General features: G+C 67.3%; 17 protein-coding genes. 13 read left to right on the forward strand and 4 right to left on the reverse strand.

Annotated elements, in window-relative coordinates; all coding sequences use genetic code 11:
• Window positions 1–64: 64 nt before the first annotated feature.
• The 4 genes from ACWPN5_RS26070 to ACWPN5_RS26085 all read left to right on the forward strand — a co-directional run bounded on the left by ACWPN5_RS26070 (window position 65) and on the right by ACWPN5_RS26085 (window position 4,159).
• A complete protein-coding gene (locus tag ACWPN5_RS26070) occupies window positions 65–1,222 on the forward strand; it encodes a hypothetical protein (RefSeq protein WP_492298255.1) in 1,158 nt (385 codons plus the stop codon).
• 63 nt (window positions 1,223–1,285) lie between these two features.
• Window positions 1,286–2,473, forward strand: a complete 1,188-nt coding sequence (locus ACWPN5_RS26075) for a polysaccharide pyruvyl transferase family protein (protein ID WP_114860886.1) — start codon at window positions 1,286–1,288, stop codon at window positions 2,471–2,473.
• Between the two features lie 181 nt (window positions 2,474–2,654).
• Window positions 2,655–3,425 carry a hypothetical protein gene (locus ACWPN5_RS26080; RefSeq protein WP_200477326.1) on the forward strand — a complete coding sequence of 257 codons (771 nt, stop codon included), beginning with the start codon at window positions 2,655–2,657 and terminating at the stop codon, window positions 3,423–3,425.
• Between the two features lie 263 nt (window positions 3,426–3,688).
• Window positions 3,689–4,159, forward strand: a complete 471-nt coding sequence (locus ACWPN5_RS26085) for a hypothetical protein (protein WP_200477325.1) — start codon at window positions 3,689–3,691, stop codon at window positions 4,157–4,159.
• 86 nt (window positions 4,160–4,245) lie between these two features.
• Here the strand turns inward: ACWPN5_RS26085 and ACWPN5_RS26090 are convergent, their stop codons facing one another.
• Entirely contained in the window at window positions 4,246–5,949 is a 1,704-nt protein-coding gene (locus ACWPN5_RS26090) for a right-handed parallel beta-helix repeat-containing protein (RefSeq protein ID WP_492298258.1), read from the reverse strand.
• Window positions 5,950–6,457: 508 nt separating this feature from the next.
• On the opposite strand from ACWPN5_RS26090, the gene ACWPN5_RS26095 reads away from it, so the two are divergent.
• From ACWPN5_RS26095 to ACWPN5_RS26120, 6 genes are all read left to right on the forward strand, one after another.
• On the forward strand, window positions 6,458–7,531 hold the full coding sequence (locus ACWPN5_RS26095) for a Bug family tripartite tricarboxylate transporter substrate binding protein (protein ID WP_200477323.1): 1,074 nt from the start codon (window positions 6,458–6,460) through the stop codon (window positions 7,529–7,531).
• A gap of 84 nt (window positions 7,532–7,615) precedes the next feature.
• On the forward strand, window positions 7,616–8,122 hold the full coding sequence (locus ACWPN5_RS26100) for a tripartite tricarboxylate transporter TctB family protein (protein ID WP_145681714.1): 507 nt from the start codon (window positions 7,616–7,618) through the stop codon (window positions 8,120–8,122).
• Window positions 8,123–8,331: 209 nt separating this feature from the next.
• Window positions 8,332–9,822: a tripartite tricarboxylate transporter permease gene (locus ACWPN5_RS26105; RefSeq protein ID WP_247888183.1), complete on the forward strand. Its 1,491-nt coding sequence runs from the start codon at window positions 8,332–8,334 to the stop codon at window positions 9,820–9,822.
• 97 nt (window positions 9,823–9,919) lie between these two features.
• Window positions 9,920–10,624, forward strand: coding sequence for a TerC family protein (locus ACWPN5_RS26110; RefSeq protein ID WP_492298260.1), 705 nt, complete (start codon window positions 9,920–9,922; stop codon window positions 10,622–10,624).
• A 358-nt stretch (window positions 10,625–10,982) separates the two neighbouring features.
• Window positions 10,983–11,669 (forward strand): CBS domain-containing protein, encoded by a 687-nt coding sequence (locus ACWPN5_RS26115; RefSeq protein ID WP_492298262.1) that lies wholly within the window; start codon window positions 10,983–10,985, stop codon window positions 11,667–11,669.
• Between the two features lie 36 nt (window positions 11,670–11,705).
• Entirely contained in the window at window positions 11,706–12,464 is a 759-nt protein-coding gene (locus ACWPN5_RS26120; protein ID WP_145681726.1) for a GntR family transcriptional regulator, read from the forward strand.
• Window positions 12,465–12,602: 138 nt separating this feature from the next.
• Here the strand turns inward: ACWPN5_RS26120 and ACWPN5_RS26125 are convergent, their stop codons facing one another.
• Both ACWPN5_RS26125 and aptA read right to left on the reverse strand, forming a co-directional pair.
• Window positions 12,603–14,102, reverse strand: a complete 1,500-nt coding sequence (locus tag ACWPN5_RS26125; RefSeq protein WP_492298263.1) for a CoA-acylating methylmalonate-semialdehyde dehydrogenase — start codon at window positions 14,100–14,102, stop codon at window positions 12,603–12,605.
• A 16-nt stretch (window positions 14,103–14,118) separates the two neighbouring features.
• The gene (gene aptA / locus ACWPN5_RS26130) at window positions 14,119–15,480 is read right to left on the reverse strand and encodes an omega-aminotransferase AptA (RefSeq protein ID WP_492298718.1); all 1,362 of its coding nucleotides are present in this window, start codon (window positions 15,478–15,480) and stop codon (window positions 14,119–14,121) included.
• Between the two features lie 125 nt (window positions 15,481–15,605).
• Between aptA and ACWPN5_RS26135 the strand changes: the two genes are divergently transcribed.
• The 3 genes from ACWPN5_RS26135 to ACWPN5_RS26145 all read left to right on the forward strand — a co-directional run bounded on the left by ACWPN5_RS26135 (window position 15,606) and on the right by ACWPN5_RS26145 (window position 17,858).
• The gene (locus ACWPN5_RS26135; protein ID WP_492298265.1) at window positions 15,606–16,520 is read left to right on the forward strand and encodes a LysR family transcriptional regulator; all 915 of its coding nucleotides are present in this window, start codon (window positions 15,606–15,608) and stop codon (window positions 16,518–16,520) included.
• 110 nt (window positions 16,521–16,630) lie between these two features.
• Window positions 16,631–17,191: a hypothetical protein gene (locus ACWPN5_RS26140; protein WP_145681734.1), complete on the forward strand. Its 561-nt coding sequence runs from the start codon at window positions 16,631–16,633 to the stop codon at window positions 17,189–17,191.
• Window positions 17,192–17,390: 199 nt separating this feature from the next.
• A complete protein-coding gene (locus ACWPN5_RS26145; RefSeq protein ID WP_145681736.1) occupies window positions 17,391–17,858 on the forward strand; it encodes a DUF4112 domain-containing protein in 468 nt (155 codons plus the stop codon).
• Between the two features lie 9 nt (window positions 17,859–17,867).
• Here the strand turns inward: ACWPN5_RS26145 and ACWPN5_RS26150 are convergent, their stop codons facing one another.
• Window positions 17,868–18,593: a pyridoxamine 5'-phosphate oxidase family protein gene (locus ACWPN5_RS26150; RefSeq protein WP_492298267.1), complete on the reverse strand. Its 726-nt coding sequence runs from the start codon at window positions 18,591–18,593 to the stop codon at window positions 17,868–17,870.
• Between the last annotated feature and the right edge of the window lie 57 nt (window positions 18,594–18,650).

The raw sequence follows: 18,650 nt of genomic DNA on the forward strand, positions 1-18,650 counted from the left end.
CGGAGCGGCGGCAGTTCCCTCCACCGCCAAAGGCGGGGGAGGGTTAGGGAGGGGGCAATGCACCATGGCCCTGATCGCCTGCACCCTCCTCCTCTCAACCCCCGCCACCGCCGCCGACCTCCGCGTCGGCGTCCCCGTGGGCGCGGCGCTGGAGACCGTCTACGACCACCGCACCCAGGCCTGCGAGGACTGGGACGTGCCGGACGCCCCGGCGCGCGCCTGGAAGGCGGCGGACGGCAGCGTCCGGCTGCTCGCCGCGCACACCCGCGCCCGCATCCTCAGCGGCCCGTCGCTGAACGAGTTGCACCACGGCTGCCGCGTCGTCTTCCAGTCGGCCAAGCGCGACGACCCGGCGCGGTTCGACGACATGGGCTGGCTGACCTCGCCCTACACGCTGGACGGCACGACCGTCTACGGGCTGGTCCACAACGAGTATCACGGCCACAAGCGCCGCGACCTCTGCCCCACCGGCGACTACATGGCCTGCTGGTGGAACGCGCTGACCCTCACCGTCTCGCACGACGGCGGGCAGAGCTTCGGGCCGGCGCGCTACGTCGCCGGGGTGCCCTACCGTTTCCGCGGCGATCTGGGGAAGCGCGCCGGGCTGTTCGCGCCGAGCAACATCGTCGAGCGCGATGGCTGGTACTACGCCATGGCCTTTGCCGAGGGCATCGGCGCGCAGAAGCGCGGCGTCTGCCTGATGCGCACCCGCGACCTCGGCGATCCGGCCTCCTGGCGGGCCTGGGACGGGCGGGACTTCACCGTCCGCTTCCGCGACCCCTACACCCAGGGCGAGGCCGACCCCGAGGCGTCGGTCTGCGCGCCGCTGCCGCCCGACCGCCTGCCTTTCACCGTCACCAGCCTCGTCCGCCACACGCCGAGTGGCCTCTACGTCGCGGTGATGGCCGGACGGCGAGCGGAACGCAAAGGCGCGGAGCCGTTGTCCGGCGTCTGGGTGTCGACCTCCGCCGACCTGATCGGCTGGTCCGCCCCGCGCCTCGCCTGGGCGGCACCGCTGCTCACCGACAAAAATTGTGCCGTGGACGAGACCTTCTACTACCCGGCCATTCTCGATCCGGACGCCAGAAGCCGGAATTTCGAGGACACGGATGGAAACGCCTGGCTCTACCTGACCCGGCTTGCCCAGAAGAACTGCAAGCCGACCAGGGATCGCGATCTGGTCCGAATAATGATCCGGGTTGAGCCGTCCCAAAGCGGCTAAAATTCATCAAGACAAAGCCCGAACCTCGCAACCCTCCACCACCCCGACCCCAGGAGAATTAAATTGGCTAACATCCTAGTCATGATTCCCTCCGGCGAAGTCTACGACCATGACTGCGTGCGGTGGTACAGCTACCAGAACATTCAGCGTAGCATCAATCATTACCACAACATCGGCGACGCCTTCGTCTACGATTCCTCGCTGAAGCTGCTGACCTTCGACCGTCTCGACGTCGTGGAGATCCGCGAGTTCAAGCAGGAGGTGGTGGACCGGGCCAACGCCGAATACGATTACGTGTTCCTGCGCGGGTCGAACTACATCCACGACCACATGACCTGGCCGGAGGGCACCGAGCAGGTGCTGTCCAAGCTGCGCATCCCGGTCATCGCCTTCGGCGTCGGCGCCCAGGCCCCGGCCACCGGCAAGCTGACGCTGTCGGATGAGAGCAAGCGCATCTGGCAGATGTTCGCCGACAAGTCGACGACGCTGGGCGTGCGCGGCACCTACACCGCCGAAGTGCTGTGGGACCTCGGCATCAAGAACGTGCGCATCGTCGGCTGCCCGACCGCCTTCCGCAACCGCGATCCGGAGCTGCGCATCGACCTGCCGTCGCTGGACAGCGTGCGCAACGTCGGCATCACCATGCGCCGCGAGGTGTCCAGCCACTATTCGCCGGACGTGAAGACCTACCTCACCCGCCACCGCGACTTCGTCAAGGACATGAGCCGCCGCTTCGACACCGTCCTGATGATGCAGGGCGAGGTCGAGGAGAAGAAGCTGCTCTGGGGCACCGACGAGCAGAAGGCCGAGGCCTGGGACGAGTTGCACAACAACAACTGGCTGAAGAACTGGTACTTCGACGAGGAGCTGGACGAGCTGTACCGCTCGCGCCTGTGGTACTCGGACGTCGTCGCCGACTATGAGAGCATCGTGCGCTCGAAGGACCTCGTGCTGGGCTACCGCCTGCACGGCAACCTGATGGCGCTTTCGAACGGCACGCCGTCGGTCTATTTCAGCTACGACAGCCGCACGGCGGAGTTCGCGGAGACTTTCGCGATCCCGTGCTACGACGTCTATTCCGACAAGCCCTTCGTCCTGGAGGAATACTGGGACCAGAGCCTGTTCGAGAAGTTCAACCGCACTTTCTACCAGCGCTACCGCGACATGCGGGAGTTCCTGGACGAGAACTACATCCCGCACCGCATGCCCAGCCCGACCGCGCGCAAGACCCCGCAGCGCAAGGCGGCCTGACGGCGGTTGCCGCTCTTCCAGAAAAGCACTTTCATAACTCTCTCCCCTCTGGGGAGAGGGTGGCCCGGAGGGCCGGTGAGGGGGTTGTGCTTGGCGGCACGTCCGGCACAGGCGCACCCCCCTCACCCTAACCCTCTCCCCAGAGGGGAGAGGGAATTCAACCATTCCGCGAGTGCCCGCCATGCCCGACGTCGCCACGCCCGATACCCTGTCCTCCACCCCCGTCGCGGCGGAACCTGCGGCGTCCGTCATCGAAGGCCGGGTGGACGCCGTCCAGGCCGGACGGATCTACGGCTGGGCCTGGGACCGCTCCTACCCCGCCGACCGCCTGACGGTGGAGTTCCGCGCCGAGATGCCGGACGGCCGCAGCGTCGTCCTGGGGCGCGCGCTGGCCGACCGCCCGCGCGAGGATCTGGTGGGCGGCAACTTCGGCGACGGGCATCACGCCTTCGAAGCCGATCTTGAGATTCCGGCCGGGCTCGACCCAACGCGCGTCGTCGCCGTGGCCGCTGCGCCCAGCACCGGCACCATCGCCACCTTCGCCCAGCCGAGCGCCGAGGAAAAGCTGCTGGAGCGCACGCTCGCCCCGCATCTGGTGCGCATCGGCGCCGGGCTGGACGCCGCCCGCCGCGACCACCAGCAGATCGCCGCCGGCCAGCAGGGCATCGCCCGGCTGCTGCGCGAGACGCAGGAGCGCATCGGCGCCGGCCAGGCCGGAGCCGGAGCCGCCGCGGCGCAGCAGGCTGCCCTGTCGGACGCGCTGCACAGCCTGCAGGAGCGGGTGGCCGGGCTGGAGGTCTTCCTCGTCCGCATGGACACGACGCTGCGCGGCTTCGACGACGCGCTGAAGGTCAAGTCGGCCAAGTCGCACGCCCCCACCATCATTGCCGCCCTGGCTTCGGCCGTGGGCGCCTTCGCCGCGACGGTGATCGGGCTGGCGATTTTCGGATAACGGCAGTCCGCCGCCTGGCTCCTGCACCAAGACTCCGTTTCATCATTCCCAGGCGCTTCAGCCGCCGCCGAGCCCGGCGGCGGCTTTGCCGTGCGCGGGTGGTGGGTGTGCCGGTGATGGACGGGGCGCCGGTCCGCGTGCCACCCTGCATGACACGCGTCCCGCCGGGATCTTGCGGGCCGCGGTGCGGCGTCCGGGACGTCCCTGAACGAACCGCACTCCGAACCGACAAGGCCGACGGCCTTTACCGGGAGACATGCGACATGCCCGCAGACGATCCGTCCACCCCTCAGACCTCCCCGCTTGGCGGCGCCCTCATCACGCCCAAGGATCTCCACGCGATCACCGAAGCGCAGGAGATGGCGCGGCGGAAGGAGGCGCAAGAGCTTGAGAAGAAAAGGCAGGAGGAGCAGACCGCGATCCACGACGCCTTCATGCACCAGCACATCCGCCCCGACGCCAAGGAGCGCTTCACCCGCGCCGTGCGCACGGCGGCGGAACGCGGGGAGACCGAAATCGAGATCGTGCGCTTTCCCAGCAGCTACTGCAGCGATGGCGGCCGGGCGATCAACAATTTCGAACCCGACTGGCCGGACAGCCTCACCGGCTTCGCGCGGGAGGTCTACGACAACTACGACCGCTATCTGCGTCCCGCCGGCTACAAGCTGCGCGCCCAGATTCTGAGCTATCCCGGCGGCATGCCGGGCGACGTCGGCGTCTTCCTGCATTGGTGAGACCAGCAACGTCCGGACGCACCGACGCCCGGCCAAGGAATGGCCGGGCGCGGTCGTCGCCGAAACGATGGAGAGAGAACCCGTCCTTACGCGGTCGGGCTGGCCTTGGAGGCCGAGGAGATGGTGTTGTTTGCGACGTTCTGGCTGATGCTGTCGGCGATGGACACCGCCGAGCGGCCGTTGTTGTTGTTGAAGATGTTGTCGTGCACGTCGAGCGAGATCGACCCGGCGCCCTTCAGGTGCTCCATGATGCCGCCGTTGTTGTTGAAGATCTCGTTGCCGTAGATCTTGTAGGTCACGCTGGTGCCCTGGTTCTGGCCGACCGAGATGCCGACGTTGGCGTTGCCGTAGATCGTGTTGTCGTAGATCTCGGTGCTCGACTTGGCGAGGATGCCGGCGCCGCGCGGGTTGTCGTAGATCGTGTTGTCGTGGATCTTCAGCGTGCTGTTGGCCTGGCTGTGGTCGTGGTACAGGCCGTGCGACCGGCCGTCGCCGCCGCCGGCGCCGTTGTTGAAGATCGTGTTGCCGGCGATCTCGCCGCTCAGGATGCGGCCGTTCCAGCCCGAATACACACCGTCGGTCCGCCAGCCGTTGTCGCTGATGGTGTTGTTGGTGAAGTACTGGTCGGCGTTGTCGGCCGAGTAATGCACGATGCCGTAGGCGCCGTTGCCGTCGATGGTGGAGCCGTCGATCCGCAGCCCGTGCGAGGTGCCGCTGATGACGACGCCCGAGCCGCGGTTGTCGACGATCTGCGAGTTGGTGACCTTCACGTTGTCGGCGCCGCCGTTGAGCAGCAGGCCGGCGTCGCCCGAACCCTTCATGGTCAGGCTGTCGAAGGTGATGTTGTCCTTGTTGTTCAGGCTGACGGCGTAGCTGGCGCCGCTGGACGCCTCGATCACCGGGTTGGCGCCGGTGCCGTAGGCGCCGTAGATGATCGGCTTGTCGGAGGTGCCGGAGGTCGAGGCCAGCAGGCTGTCGTGCCAGGTCTCGCCACGCTCGAACAGGACCAGCGAGCCCGGGGCGAAGGTGGTCGAGTTCACCTTGTCCAGCGACTTCCAGGCCTGGTTCGCGTCATGGCCGGAGTTGCTGTCGCTGCCGTTGGTCGCATCGACGTAGTAGATCTGCGAGGCCGGGGTGGACGGATAGTCCGACGTGCCGGAGGTCGGCGCCATGGGGGCGGCCGGCGCCGCGGCGGCGGTCGTCGCGAAGAATTCCTTGGGAGCGGCGACGGCCAGCGTGCCGTTCCACCACATGTTGGCCTGGCCCGGGACGACGTCCTTGCCGTCGAGCGCGCCCTTGTCATAGGTGACGGACGGGTCGGTCGGAGCGACCTTGTGGCCGTTGATGGAGATGGCGTTGACCGTCAGGTTGCGGTCCTGCCCATCGACGGCGCCGTCGTTGTCGTACTGGATCTGGATCTTGTGCGCCTGATCGGCGGTCACGTTGGCGTCGAAGGAGAAATCCTTGGCGTCGCCGCCCGCGGAGCCTTCGCCGATCACGGCGCCGTCCACCAGCAGCTTGAAATGGGGCGACACGCCGCCCGCGGCGGTGCCGGAGGCGTTCACGACGATCTTGGCGGTGGCGGCGGCAGCGGCCGTGGCGTCGGCCAGCGCCAGAGGCTGTGCGGTGGTCTGGAGTGCCTGGAGATGGAGAATTGAGTCCGGCGTCGCGGCGGTGTCGGCGGTCACCGGGGTGATGCTGTCGACAACAGCCTGAAACGGATCGGCAGCAGAATCACCGACAAAACCGGTCGTGTCGGCGTGGTTCTGATGATCAAGCTCAATGGCCATATGATCCATGGTCTTCACTCTTTCCTTTTTACAGCGCCACGTTTGTGGCGGTGGGCGGGAATGTGCGCGGATCGCGCCGTCCCGCTTGCTGTGCGCTCAATCGTTTTCGACAGGACCGGAGCCTAGCCAGCCCCGTGTGGCCTTAAATGGTTCGATTTTAGGATAATTAGGTTTTGAAGTGCGCCAAATCCATCACAGGAATTACCCCAACGAAAGGAGTAGTTCCACGAATTTAAGCGCTAGCACGAACGGGGTAATTCTTTCGGTAAATTCCTGAAATTGCTTAGAACTACAAGAATTTAGCCGCGATTTCCTGATGTGTTCTTGCGCCGCACCCAAAGATTGGGCCCGGTCGCCTTGTGACATTCCTGTTGTAGAAAGCTGGGATGCCACATACCATACGCCACACGGACAGTTTGCATAACAAACAATCCGTCTCGCCAGACAATCCAAAAATGATGAGCCGTGCCGACGGAAGCCCGGCCACCCAAAAGGGAAGGAATGAGGCATGAAGGACGTACAGCGCCCGCGCTGCGCGCGGAAGACCCCTTTTGACTCCTTCGCTTTTAAAAACACGCCAAGAAGAACGCTCGCCGGGGGAACGGCCCTGGCCGGCGCGCTCGGGCTTCTGCTGGTCCCGGCGGCGGCCCAGGCCGCCTGGGAGCCGACCAAATCGGTCGAATTCGTCGTCCCGGCGGGAACCGGTGGCGGCGCCGACCAGATGGCGCGGATGATCCAGGGCATCATTCAGAAGAACAACCTGATGGGCCAGCCCATCGTCGTCATCAACAAGTCGGGCGGCGCCGGTGCGGAAGGCTTCCTCGACGTCAAGTCGTCGAACCGCAACCCGCACAAGATCATCATCACCCTGTCCAACCTGTTCACCACGCCCCTGGCGACCGGCGTTCCCTTCTCCTGGAAGGACATGACCCCGGTGGCGATGCTGGCGCTGGACAACTTCGTCCTGTGGGTGAACAGCGAGGCCGCGCAGAAATCGCCCAAGGAGTTCGTCGAGGCCGCCAAGGAGGGCGGCGCCAACCGCTTCAAGATGGGCGGCACCGGATCCAAGCAGGAGGACCAGATCATCACCGCCGCCATCGAGCAGTCGGCGGGCGTCACCTTCACCTACGTCCCCTACAAGGGCGGCGGCGACGTCGCGGCCCAGCTCGTCGGCAACCACATCAACGCCAGCGTCAACAACCCGATCGAAGCGGTGTCGCAATGGCGGGCCGGCGCGCTGCGTCCGCTCTGCGTCTTCGACAAGGAGCGCATCCCGCTGAAGGAACCGGTGGTCGACAACAAGTCGTGGAACAGCATCCCGACCTGCAAGGAATCCGGGCTGGACGTGGAATACACCATGCTCCGCGGCATCTTCATGGGACCGGGCGTCACGCCGGACCAGGTCGCCTATTATGTGGACCTCTTCAAGAAGGTCCGCGAGACGGAGGAGTGGAAGGACTTCATGGCCAAGGGGGCCTTCAACGTCAGCTTCAAGACGGGTGACGAGTTCAAGACCTGGCTGACCGCGGCGGAAACCCAGCACAAGACCCTGATGGACAAGGCGGGCTTCACCAAGCAATAGCCCTCCTCGTCCGACGCGCGGCCCCCGGGGCATCGCGCCCCGGGCGTCCTCCCCCACCGTTTGGGTTTCTTGTGGGAGTGAGCCATGGAGCATGGAACACAGAACAGTGATCCGGTCGTCTCGAACCGGACCATGGAGATCGTCGTCGCCGGGCTGTTCGCGCTCGTCGCCGTCGTGGTGATGGCCGACAGCGTCCGCGTCGGCAACGGCTGGGGGTCCGACGGACCGAAAGCCGGCTACTTCCCCTTCTATGTCGGCCTCATCATGCTGGTCAGCAGTCTGGCCACCCTGGCCGTCAACATCTGGCGCCACAGCGGCGAGCGCACCGCCTTCGTCGAGAAACACCAGCTCGCCCTGGTTCTCCAGGTGCTGGTTCCCAGCGTGGTCTTCGTGGTCCTGACCGCCTTCCTGGGCATCTATCTGTCGGCGGTGCTGTTCATCGCCTTCTTCATGCATTGGGTGGGCAAGTATCCGCTCAAGACGATCCTGCCCGTCTCAATCCTCGTGCCCGCGGGCCTCTTCGTGATGTTCGAGATCTGGTTCCTGGTACCGCTTCCCAAGGGACCGGTGGAGACGATGTTCGGCTACTGACCAGTCCAGTTTTTTAAAAGCCGGAGCGGCCGCGGGAACGGCCGCGCACACCGAAGCAGCGGCAGGCATCCGCGACGAACCAGCCCATGCGGCGGGGACGAACCCCGCCCTGCGCGCTCAAGACGCGACGCTTCCAAACGGAACGGGCGCGGATGCCGGAAAGGGAGGGAAACTTGGAAGCGCTCGGGTCACTCATACAGGGGTTCGGCGTGCTCGCCGACCCCATGAACATCGCCTACATGTTCATCGGCATCACGCTGGGCGTCCTGATCGGCGTGCTGCCGGGGCTGGGCGGGGCGAACGGGGTGGCGATCCTGCTGCCCCTGACCTTCAGCATGTCGCCGACCTCCGCCATCATCATGCTCTCCTGCATCTATTGGGGGGCGTTGTTCGGCGGGGCCATCACCTCGGTCCTGTTCAACATACCGGGCGAGCCCTGGTCGGTGGCGACCACCTTCGACGGCCACCCCATGGCGCAGAAGGGCCATGCGGGCGAGGCGCTTACGGCGGCCTTCACCTCGTCCTTCTTCGGGGCGTTCGTGGCGGTTCTGCTCATCACCTTCCTGGCCCCGGTGATCGCCGGCTTCGCCCTGCGCTTCGGCCCGGCGGAGTTCTTCGCGGTCCAGCTATTGACCTTCTGCAGTTTCGTCGGCATGGGCAGCGAATCCCCCTTCAAGGTGCTGTGCGCCATGATGCTGGGCTTCGCGCTGGCCGCGGTCGGGCTGGACAGCGTGACCGGCGAACTGCGCATGACCTTCGGCTCGGTGGAGCTGCTGCGCGGCTTCGACTTCCTGATCGCGGTCATCGGCCTGTTCGGCATCGGCGAAATCCTCCTGACCATGGAGGAGGGGCTGGCCTTCAAGGGCAAGGCCGCGAAGATCAACGCCAAGGTCGTGTGGGAGACCTGGAAGAGCCTGCCCCGCTACTGGGTGACCGCCATCCGCGGCTCCATCGTCGGCTGCTGGATGGGCATCACGCCGGGCGGCGCCACCCCGGCCTCCTTCATGAGCTACGGCCTCGCCAAGCGCTTCTCCAAGAACCGCCAGAATTTCGGCAACGGCGAGATGGAGGGCGTGGTCGCCCCGGAAACCGCGGCCCACGCCGCCGGCACCAGCGCGCTGCTGCCCATGCTGACGCTGGGCATCCCCGGCTCGCCCACCGCGGCGGTGCTGCTGGGCGGCCTGCTGATCTGGGGTCTCCAGCCCGGCCCGCTGCTGTTCATCGAGCAGAAGGAGTTCGTCTGGGGCCTGATCGCCAGCATGTATCTGGGCAACATCGCCGGCCTGATCGTGGTGCTGACCACGGTGCCGGTCTTCGCCTCGATCCTGCGCATCCCCTTCAGCATCATCGCACCGGTCATCGTGGTGATCTGCGCGGTCGGCGCCTACACGGTGCACAACGCCTTCCTCGACATCGTCATGATGCTGGTGTTCGGCGTCGTCGGCTACGTCTTCAAGAAGCTGTCCTACCCGCTGGCCCCGCTGGTCCTGGCCCTGGTGCTGGGCGACATGGCGGAAAGCTCCTTCCGGCAGGCCATGCTGGTGTCGCAGGGCGATCTGGCGATCTTCTGGTCCAACCCGCTGGTCGGCAGCATCGTCACGCTGGCGCTGGTCATGCTGTTCTGGCCGGTGATCTCCGCCCTGCTGCGCAAGCGCCAGTCCCGGCAGGACGGTGGGACCCAGGTGATCCCTGTGAAATAGGTCATCCCGGTGAAATAGCTCCACCCACTCCCCCGCCGGCGTCCGGGACGGGACGACCGGCGGGGGGATTTCTTCTCACATCGGGGGGTTCGGGACGATGGACACGTCCGATTTCATGATCGCTCTGCTCCAGATCATCTGGATCGACATCCTGCTGAGCGGCGACAACGCGCTCGTCATCGCGCTGGCCTGCCGCTCGCTGCCGCCGAAACAACAGAAAATCGGCGTCTTCCTCGGCACCGGGGCGGCCATCGTGCTGCGCGTGCTGTTCGCCGTCATCATCGCCTATCTGCTGGCCATCCCGTACCTGAAGATCATCGGCGGGGCGCTGCTGTTCTGGATCGCCATCAAGCTGATGCTGCCCACCGAGGAGGAGGATCAGGCGGCGCATTCCGGCACCTCCGCCGGGCTGTGGGGGGTGGTCCGCACCATCGTGATCGCCGACGCGGTGATGAGCCTGGACAACGTCATCGCCATCGCCGCCGCCTCGCACGGCAACACGGTCCTGCTGATCCTCGGGCTCGCCATCAGCATCCCGCTGATCGTCTTCGGCAGCACGCTGATCCTGAAGGCGATCGAACGGCTGCCGGCCCTGGTCTATGCCGGCGCCGGACTGCTCGGCTACATCGCGGCGGAGGTCATCCTCACCGACCCGAGCATCCATTCCCACGTGACGGAAAGCCTGCCGGTGCTGACCGGGACGGCGCCCTTCGTCGCGGCGCTGGGGGTGATGACCGCCGGTTATCTGATGGCCCGCAGCATCAACCGCCGCCGCGCCGTGGTGGAAACCGATCCCGCCTGAGGAGCCGTCAGCAGGATGAGGGGCGACGGGGCTCGCGGCAGCGACCACCCCGCACCGCCCGGAAGCGGCTCGGCAAGGCCATGGCGCGCACGTCGCTGGTGATCTCGGAGATGAGGCCCGGATCGTTCCGCACAATCTCCGTCACCACGGCGGCCAACCCGGCCAGGGCGAACACGACGGCAGAGACTCTCCAACATCGGGAACTCCGGGCTTTGGCCACACTTATGCTGCGTTGCAGCAGAGATGGCGCAAAGTCCGTTGGAGAGCAAGGGATAAGAAACATAGCATTTCGTATGCCAGATACGCAGCAGGAGCCGGACACAGGCTCCGCACCGCCAGTTCAGGGAGGAACGTCGAGATGCAAGCGAAGGACGTCATGACATCGCCGGTCATCACGGTGGCGCTGGACACCCCCGTGCCGGACATCGCCGAACTGCTTTTGACCCATCGGATCAGCGGCTTGCCGGTGGTGGACCAGGACGGCCGCGCGGTCGGCATCATCAGCGAGGGGGACCTCTTGCGCCGGGTGGAGACGGGGACCGACCGCCCGCGCGCCCGCTGGTTGGAGATGCTGGTGGGCCGCAACGTGCAGGCCGCCGACTTCCTGAAGACCCATGGGCGCTGCGCACGCGACGTCATGTCGCGCCCGGTCCAGGCCGTCTCGCCGGATACGGAGATCGCCGAGATCGCCGACCTGATGGAGAGCAAGCGGATCAAACGCGCCCCCGTCCTGGTCGACGGCCGCCCGGTCGGCATCATCAGCCGGGCCAACCTGCTGCACGGGCTTCTCCGCAACCGACGCGGCGGGACCGGCTTCGGCGCGTCCGGCGACGAGGCGATCCGCGCCGCCCTGCTGGAGGCGTTGGAGGGACAGTCCTGGGTGGACCTCGATCGGATCAACATCGTCGTCAACGACGGGGTCGTGCAGCTCTGGGGCATGGTCGACAGCGAGGAGCAGCGCCGCGCCCTCCACACCGCGGCGAGCGGCGTGAGCGGCGTGAAGCGCGTGGAGGAGCATCTGAACCGGAACCGCTTCGTCGGGTGATCCCCCGGCCATCCGCCCCATCGAAGGAGCAGCCCGATGCCGCCACCCGAACTGTCCGTGCAGCCGCTGGATTCCGGAGCCACTTTCCGCAACCAGGTTTACCGACGGCTGAAGCAGGCCATCATCCAGATGGACATCTACGACCACCCCGGCGACGTCCGGTTGGACGAACGCCAGCTCAGCGGTCTGCTGGGCGTCAGCCGAACCCCGATCCGCGAAGCCCTGACCCTGCTGGAGCAGGAAGGTCTGGTGCGGCTGGAGCCGCGGCGGGGAATCTACATCGTTCGCAAGACCAAGACCGAGATCATCGAGATGATCATCGCCTGGGCGGCGCTGGAGAGCATGGCGACCCGCCTCGCCGCCGAGCGCGCCACCGAGGAGGACATCGGCACGCTGTGGGACATCTTCCGCAGCTTCGAGGAGCAGGCACCCTCCGACAACATCCAGGAATATTCCGACGCCAACATCGAGTTCCACAAGGCGATCATCCGCCTCAGCCGGGCGCGCATCCTGGAAACGCTGACCGACAACCTGTTCATCCACATGCGGGCCATCCGCAAGCTGTCGATCCGGCAGGACAACCGGGCCGAACAGTCGATGCACGAGCACCGCGACATCATCCGGGCGCTGGAGCGGCGCGACGGCGAACTGGCCGAGCGGCTGGCGCGCGAACACACGCTCGGTCTGGCCGCCCATGTCGAGCGGCACGGCGACTTCCTCGACTGGCTGCGGCTGGCCGAGGTGCGGGGACCCGACATGAAAGCCGCCTTCAAGGACGGCCTGCCGCTGATGTAGCCGCTTAGCCCTCTCCCCTCCGGGGAGAGGGTGGCCCGGAGGGCCGGTGAGGGGGTTGCGCTTGTGCCGGACGCGCCGCCTGCGCAACCCCCTCACCCTAACCCTCTCCCCGGAGGGGAGAGGGGATTTACCTGTCCCTCACTTCATCGACGGGAAGGAGAACTGCGCGCCTTCGCGCACGCCGCCCGCCGGCCAGCGCTGGGTGATCGTCTTGCGCCGGGTGTAGAAGCGCACGCCGTCCGGCCCGTAGGCCGCCAGATCGCCGAACAGCGACCGCTTCCAGCCGCCGAAGCTGTGGTAGGACACCGGCACCGGCAGCGGCACGTTGACGCCGACCATGCCGACCTTGATCGCGTCGGTGAAGTAGCGCGCGGCCTCGCCGTCGCGGGTGAACAGGCAGGTGCCGTTGCCGTACTCGTGGGCGTCGATCAGGTCCATGCCCTCCTGCATCGTGTTCACGCGCACGACGCAGAGGACCGGACCGAAGATCTCTTCCCGGTAGACGCTCATGTCCGGCGTCACCCGATCGAACAGGCAGCCGCCGAGGAAGAAGCCGCCCTCGTTCCCAGGCACCACCAGCCCGCGGCCGTCGACCACCAGTTCCGCCCCTTCGGCGACGCCTTGGTCGACAAAGCCCTTCACCTTCTCGAAATGGGCGCGGGTGACCAGCGGCCCCATGTCGCAACCGGTGCCGGTCCCCGCCCCGACCTTCAGGCCACGCACCTGCTCCGCCAGCATCGCCACCACGCGGTCGGCGGTCGCGTCGCCCACCGCGACGACCACGGAGATCGCCATGCAGCGCTCCCCGCAGGAGCCGTAGGCCGCCCCCATGATCGCGCTGACCGCGTTGTCGAGGTCGGCGTCGGGCATGACGATGGCGTGGTTCTTGGCCCCACCCAGCGCCTGCACCCGTTTCCCGTGGGCGGTGCCGGTGGCGTAGACGTATTCGGCGACCGGGGTGGAGCCGACGAAGCTGATCGCCTGGACGCGCGGGTCGGTCAGCAGCGTGTCCACCGCCTCCTTGTCGCCGTGGACGACGTTGAGCACGCCCGGCGGCAGCCCCGCCCCCTGCGCCAGCTGGGCGACGAGCAGGGAGGCGCTGGGGTCGCGCTCCGACGGCTTCAGGATGAAGGCGTTGCCGCAGGCCACGGCGACCGGAAACATCCAGAGCGGCACCATGGCCGGGAAGTTGAAGGGCGTGATGCCCGCCACGACGCCCAGCGGCTGGAACTCCGACCAGCTGTCGATGCCCGGCCCGACATTCTTGGAATGCTCGCCCTTCAGCAGATCGGCGATGCCGCAGGCGTATTCGACGTTCTCGATGCCGCGGCCCAGCTCGCCGCGGGCGTCCTCCAGCGTCTTGCCGTGCTCCCGCGTGATCACGGCGCAGATGCGGTCGGCGTTGTCCTCCAGCAGTTGGCGGAAGCGGAACATCACCCGCGCCCGCTTGCCCGGCGGCGTCGCCCGCCACGCCGGAAAGGCGGCCTCGGCCGCGGCGATGGCCAATTCCACGGTGGCGCGGCCGGCGAGCGGAACGCGGCCCACGGTCTCGCCGGTGGCCGGGTTCACGATGTCGGCGCTGCGGGTGTCGGCGGGGGCGTCGGCCGTGCCGCCGATGAGGTGCGGAACGAGGGTCATGGCGTTCTCATCCTCCTCAAGCGGTCGCCTGGATGGCGTCGGCAACGGCGTTCATCAGCCGGTCGAGATCCTCGCGCTCGCTGATGAAATGCGGGCCGAACTGCAGCGTGTCGCCGCCGAAGCGGACGTAGAAGCCCGCCTTCCAGCAGTGCATGGCGATCTCGTAGGGCCGGCGGGCCGGCTCGCCCGGCAGGGCCGCGATCTGCACCGCGCCGGCAAGCCCGTAGTTGCGGATGTCGGTGACGTGGCGAAGCCCCTTCAGCCCGTGCAGCACCGTCTCGAAATGCGGGGCGAGCGCCGCCGCCTTTTCGGCCAGCTTGTCCCGCTCGAACAGCTCCAGCGCGGCGAGGCCGGCGGCGCAGGCGACGGGGTGGGCGGAGTAGGTGTAGCCGTGCGGGAACTCGACCATGTAGTCGGCGCCGCCGTTGTCCATGAAGGTCCGGTAGATCTCACGGTTGGCGACCACCGCGCCCATCGGCACCGCGCCGTTGGTCAGGCCTTTGGCGACGTTCATGATGTCGGGGACCACGCCGAAGGCGTCGGCGCCGAAGGCCGCGCCCATGCGGCCGAAGCCGGTGATGACCTCGTCGAAGATCAGCAGGATGTTGTGCTTGTCGCACAGCGCGCGCAGCCGCTGCAGGTAGCCCTTGGGCGGCGGCAGCACGCCCGCCGATCCGGCCAGCGGCTCGACGATCACCGCGGCGATGTTGGAGGCGTCGTGCAGGGCGACCAGTTCCTCCAGCGCGTCGGCCAGTTCGGCGCCCTGCTCCGGCAGGCCCTTGGTGAAGGCGTTTTGCGGCAGCAGCGTGTGCGGCAGATGGTCGGCCTCGACGCCCGAGCCGAACAGCTTGCGGTTTCCACCGATGCCGCCCAGGCTGATGCCGCCGAAATTGACGCCGTGATAGCCCTTGGACCGACCGATCAGCTTGGTCTTGGCCGGCTGGCCCTTCAGCCGCCAATAGGCCCGCGCCATCTTCAGCGCCGTGTCGGTGGCCTCCGACCCGGAATTGACGAAGAACACATGGTCCAGCCCGGCCGGCGTCATCGAGGCCAGCTTATGCGCCAGCTTGAAGGCGGCGGGGTGGCCGAACTGGAAGGCCGGGCTGTAGTCCAGTTCCCCGATCTGGCGGGCCACCGCCTCGCTGATTTCGCGGCGGCTGTGACCGGCGCCGCAGCACCACAGGCCGGACAGGCTGTCGTAGATCTTCCGCCCCTCGGCGTCCCAGTACCAGGCGCCCTCGGCGCGGGCGATCAGGCGCGGGTTCGCCTTGAATTCGCGGTTCGCCGTGAAGGGCATCCAGTGGGCGTCCAGCTCCGCGCGCGTCAGCCCGGCGGTCGGGGCGGTTCCGGCTTTCTGGCTCTCGTCCAACGGCGGCATCGGGCGGCACTCCTGCTGGCTGGGGTGGGCGTCGGGGATCGTCTCGGAAAACAGTGTGCGCAAAGGCTTGGTTGCGATTAAATCCAAACCATTCAAACCTTACACAAGCGTTGGCTTACCTATCCATGACCAAGCCCGCCCGTCCCTTGAGCGGCCTCAACGACGCCGACCTGCGCCTGCTGCGCGTCTTCACGACGGTGGTGGAGTGCGGCGGTTTCTCCGCGGCGGAGGTGGATTTGAACATCAGCCGCGCCGCCATCAGCCTGCACATGGCCGATCTGGAGCGGCGGCTGGGGCTGCGCCTGTGCCGGCGCGGGCGGGCGGGCTTCCTGCTGACCGATGAGGGGCGGATGGCCTACGAGGCGGCGCTGCGCCTGTTCGCCGGGCTGGAGAGCTTCCGCAGCGAGATCAATGCTGCGCACGGGCGGCTGCGCGGGGAATTGAACATCGGCATCACCGACAACCTCGTGACGATGCCGAAGATGCGGGTGACCGACGCCCTGCGCGGCCTGAAGCAGCAGGGGCCGGAGGTGCGGGTCAACATCCGCATGATCCCGCCCAACGAGATCGAGCGCGGCGTGCTGGACGGACGCCTGCACGTCGGCGTGGTGCCGGCGCGGCGCGCCTTGCCCGGCCTGGACCGCTATCCCCTCTACCAGGAGGAGTCACGCCTCTATTGCGGGCGCGGCCACCCGCTGTTCGACGCGGAGACGGTGCCCGACGCGGCGGTGGAGGCCGCCGACGCGGTGGCCCCGACCGAGGCGCAGCAGGTGCCGGAGGCGGCGGGGGTGCAGCGGGCGCTGACAACCACCGCCACCGCGACGGACCGCGAAGGCGTGGCATTCCTCATCCTGACCGGCTGCTACGTCGGATTCCTGCCCACCCATTACGCGCGGCAATGGGTCGAGCGCGGGGCGATGCGCGCCCTGCTGCCGGAGCGCTTCCACTACGCCCAGGAGTTCCAGGCGGTCACCAAGAAGGGCGCCCGGCCCAACCTCGTGCTGGAACGCTTCTTCGACCTGCTGCGGCGCACGGAGTGAGGGGAGGCCGGCCCGGCAAAAATCAGGGTGATTTCCATTGACGCCGGCCCGGTCGCGCCCCACCGTAATTGAGGGGAATACGAACAAAGAACGGATGGGGGAGGACGGCCATGGTGATGCTGACCGAACAGTTCGTCATCGACTATCTGCTGTTCGCCGCTGTCCTGCTCACCGTCACCTGCTCCCTGCTCGGCAGTTTCTTTCTCAGCGCGCTCAGCCGCCAGACGGGCGCCCTGTCCCGTCTGCTGATGTGGAGCGTCCCGGCGACCCTGCTCAGCACCGCCCTGTGGTCGCTGGCCATGCCGACCAATCAGGCGCTGGTGGTCGGGGTCGCCACCGCCGGGGCGACTCTCGTCGGGCAGCATCTCCTGCCCTTCGGCCCGGTCGGCCAAGCCGGCTCCTGGTCGTGGGAGGCGCTGCTGTTCCGCGGCCTGTCCTGGACCGGGCGCACCGCCCTGATGCTCGCCCCGGCTGTCTGGCTTGGCGGCATGCCGTCCTGGATCCTGTGGTTCGCCCTGGCCGGCCCGCTGAACGCCGCCATCTTCGCCCTCTGCCAGCTGCGCGGCACCAACCCGGCGCTGCGCCGGTCGGTCGAGCAGGGCGACGTCCTGTGGGGCGGCTCCCAGGGAGCGGTCCTGGGCGGCCTGCCGGCCTTCCTGATGCTGCTGTGACGGACCCCCGAAAAAACCGGGGATGAATCCACCGTACTCATAGGAAAATGCAACGGGCGGGTCTTGCGTGGGCGGGACCACCGGGCCATCTGTGCGGGACTGGCTCCGGGCCCCTCTGGCGGTCCACATGGTACGGACCGCGATGTCGGAGCCCTTCACTTGAGCGGACGGCGCAGCCGCCCCCTTCTGGAGGGTCCGTATGACCGCGACTTCTTTCTCCTCTTTCCAGTACGGTTCCGCCTACGGCGAGACGGCGCATTTTGCGGCGCGCCAGCGTCTCGAATGGCTGGCGCGGATGATGGACAGCGCCATCCGCGTGCCGGGCACCAACATCACCTTCGGCGCCGACGCGGTGCTGGGTCTGGTTCCCGGCTTCGGCAACCTCGCCACCACCGCGGTGTCCGGCTATCTCATCCGCGAGGCCTGGCGGCTCGGCGTGCCGCGCGGCAAGCTGCTGCGCATGGTCGGCAACGTGGCGATGGACAGCCTGATCAGCGCCGTCCCGGTCGCCGGCAACATCGCCGACGTGTTCTGGAAGGCCAACCGCAAGAACATGGCGATCCTGGCCGAGCATCTGGACGGCCATCCACCGCACGGCGATCGGACGCACCGTCGCCGCCGCTCGGCGCCCTACACCATCGACGGCGAGTGGCGCCGGACACGGTAACGGGACGCGTCACTCCCCACCGAACCTGATGCGGTGGTTCTCCAGCATCAGCTCGTCCAGCCGGCGGCCGGCGGTGAAGCCCGCCTGCCCCGGCGGGACCGGTGTGCCGGCGGGCAGCCGCGGGCAAGGCTCGGCGGCGCCAATCACCTGAACCACCGGGTAGCGGGCGGTGTAGATGGGCAGGTCCATGTCCTCACCCTCGTCGGACAGGCCCTTGCCCCGGACCTTGGCGCTCGCCTCCTCGATTTCCATCCCGACCACCATGGTCGCCTTGATCTCCTGCGCCGTGCTGGCCCGCAGCTCGGCGCTCCGCCCCGGATAGAAGCGGTCGACCATGGCGTCGAGCGCGCGGGCCTTGGCGTCGGCCTCCTCGACGATGCGCGCGGTGCCGAAACACATGGCCGACCGGTAATCGGCCGAATGGTTGAATCCGCTGCGCGCCAGCACGAGGCTGTCGAGATGCGTCACGGTCAGGCAGACCGGCAGGCCGTCGCGTTGCGCCCGCAGCATCCGGCTGGCCGCGGAACCGTGCCAATAGAGATGCTCGCCCTCCCTCCAGAAGGCCGTGGGCGTGCAGTAGGGCTGCCCATCGATCACGTAGGCGATGTGCGCGATCATCGCACCATCGAGGATGGCGTGGACCGACTCCCGGTCGTAGCGCCCCCGCTCGTGCAGGCGCTTGACCCGGTTGCGGTCGGTGACGGGATAGCTGTCGGACGGAATGGTCTCGGACATCGCGGAACTCGCTTCGCGGCGGTGGACAACGGCACCATTAGAGCCTAGCCATTGGTC

It is taken from the genome of Azospirillum sp. UENF 211521, from assembly GCF_058780535.1.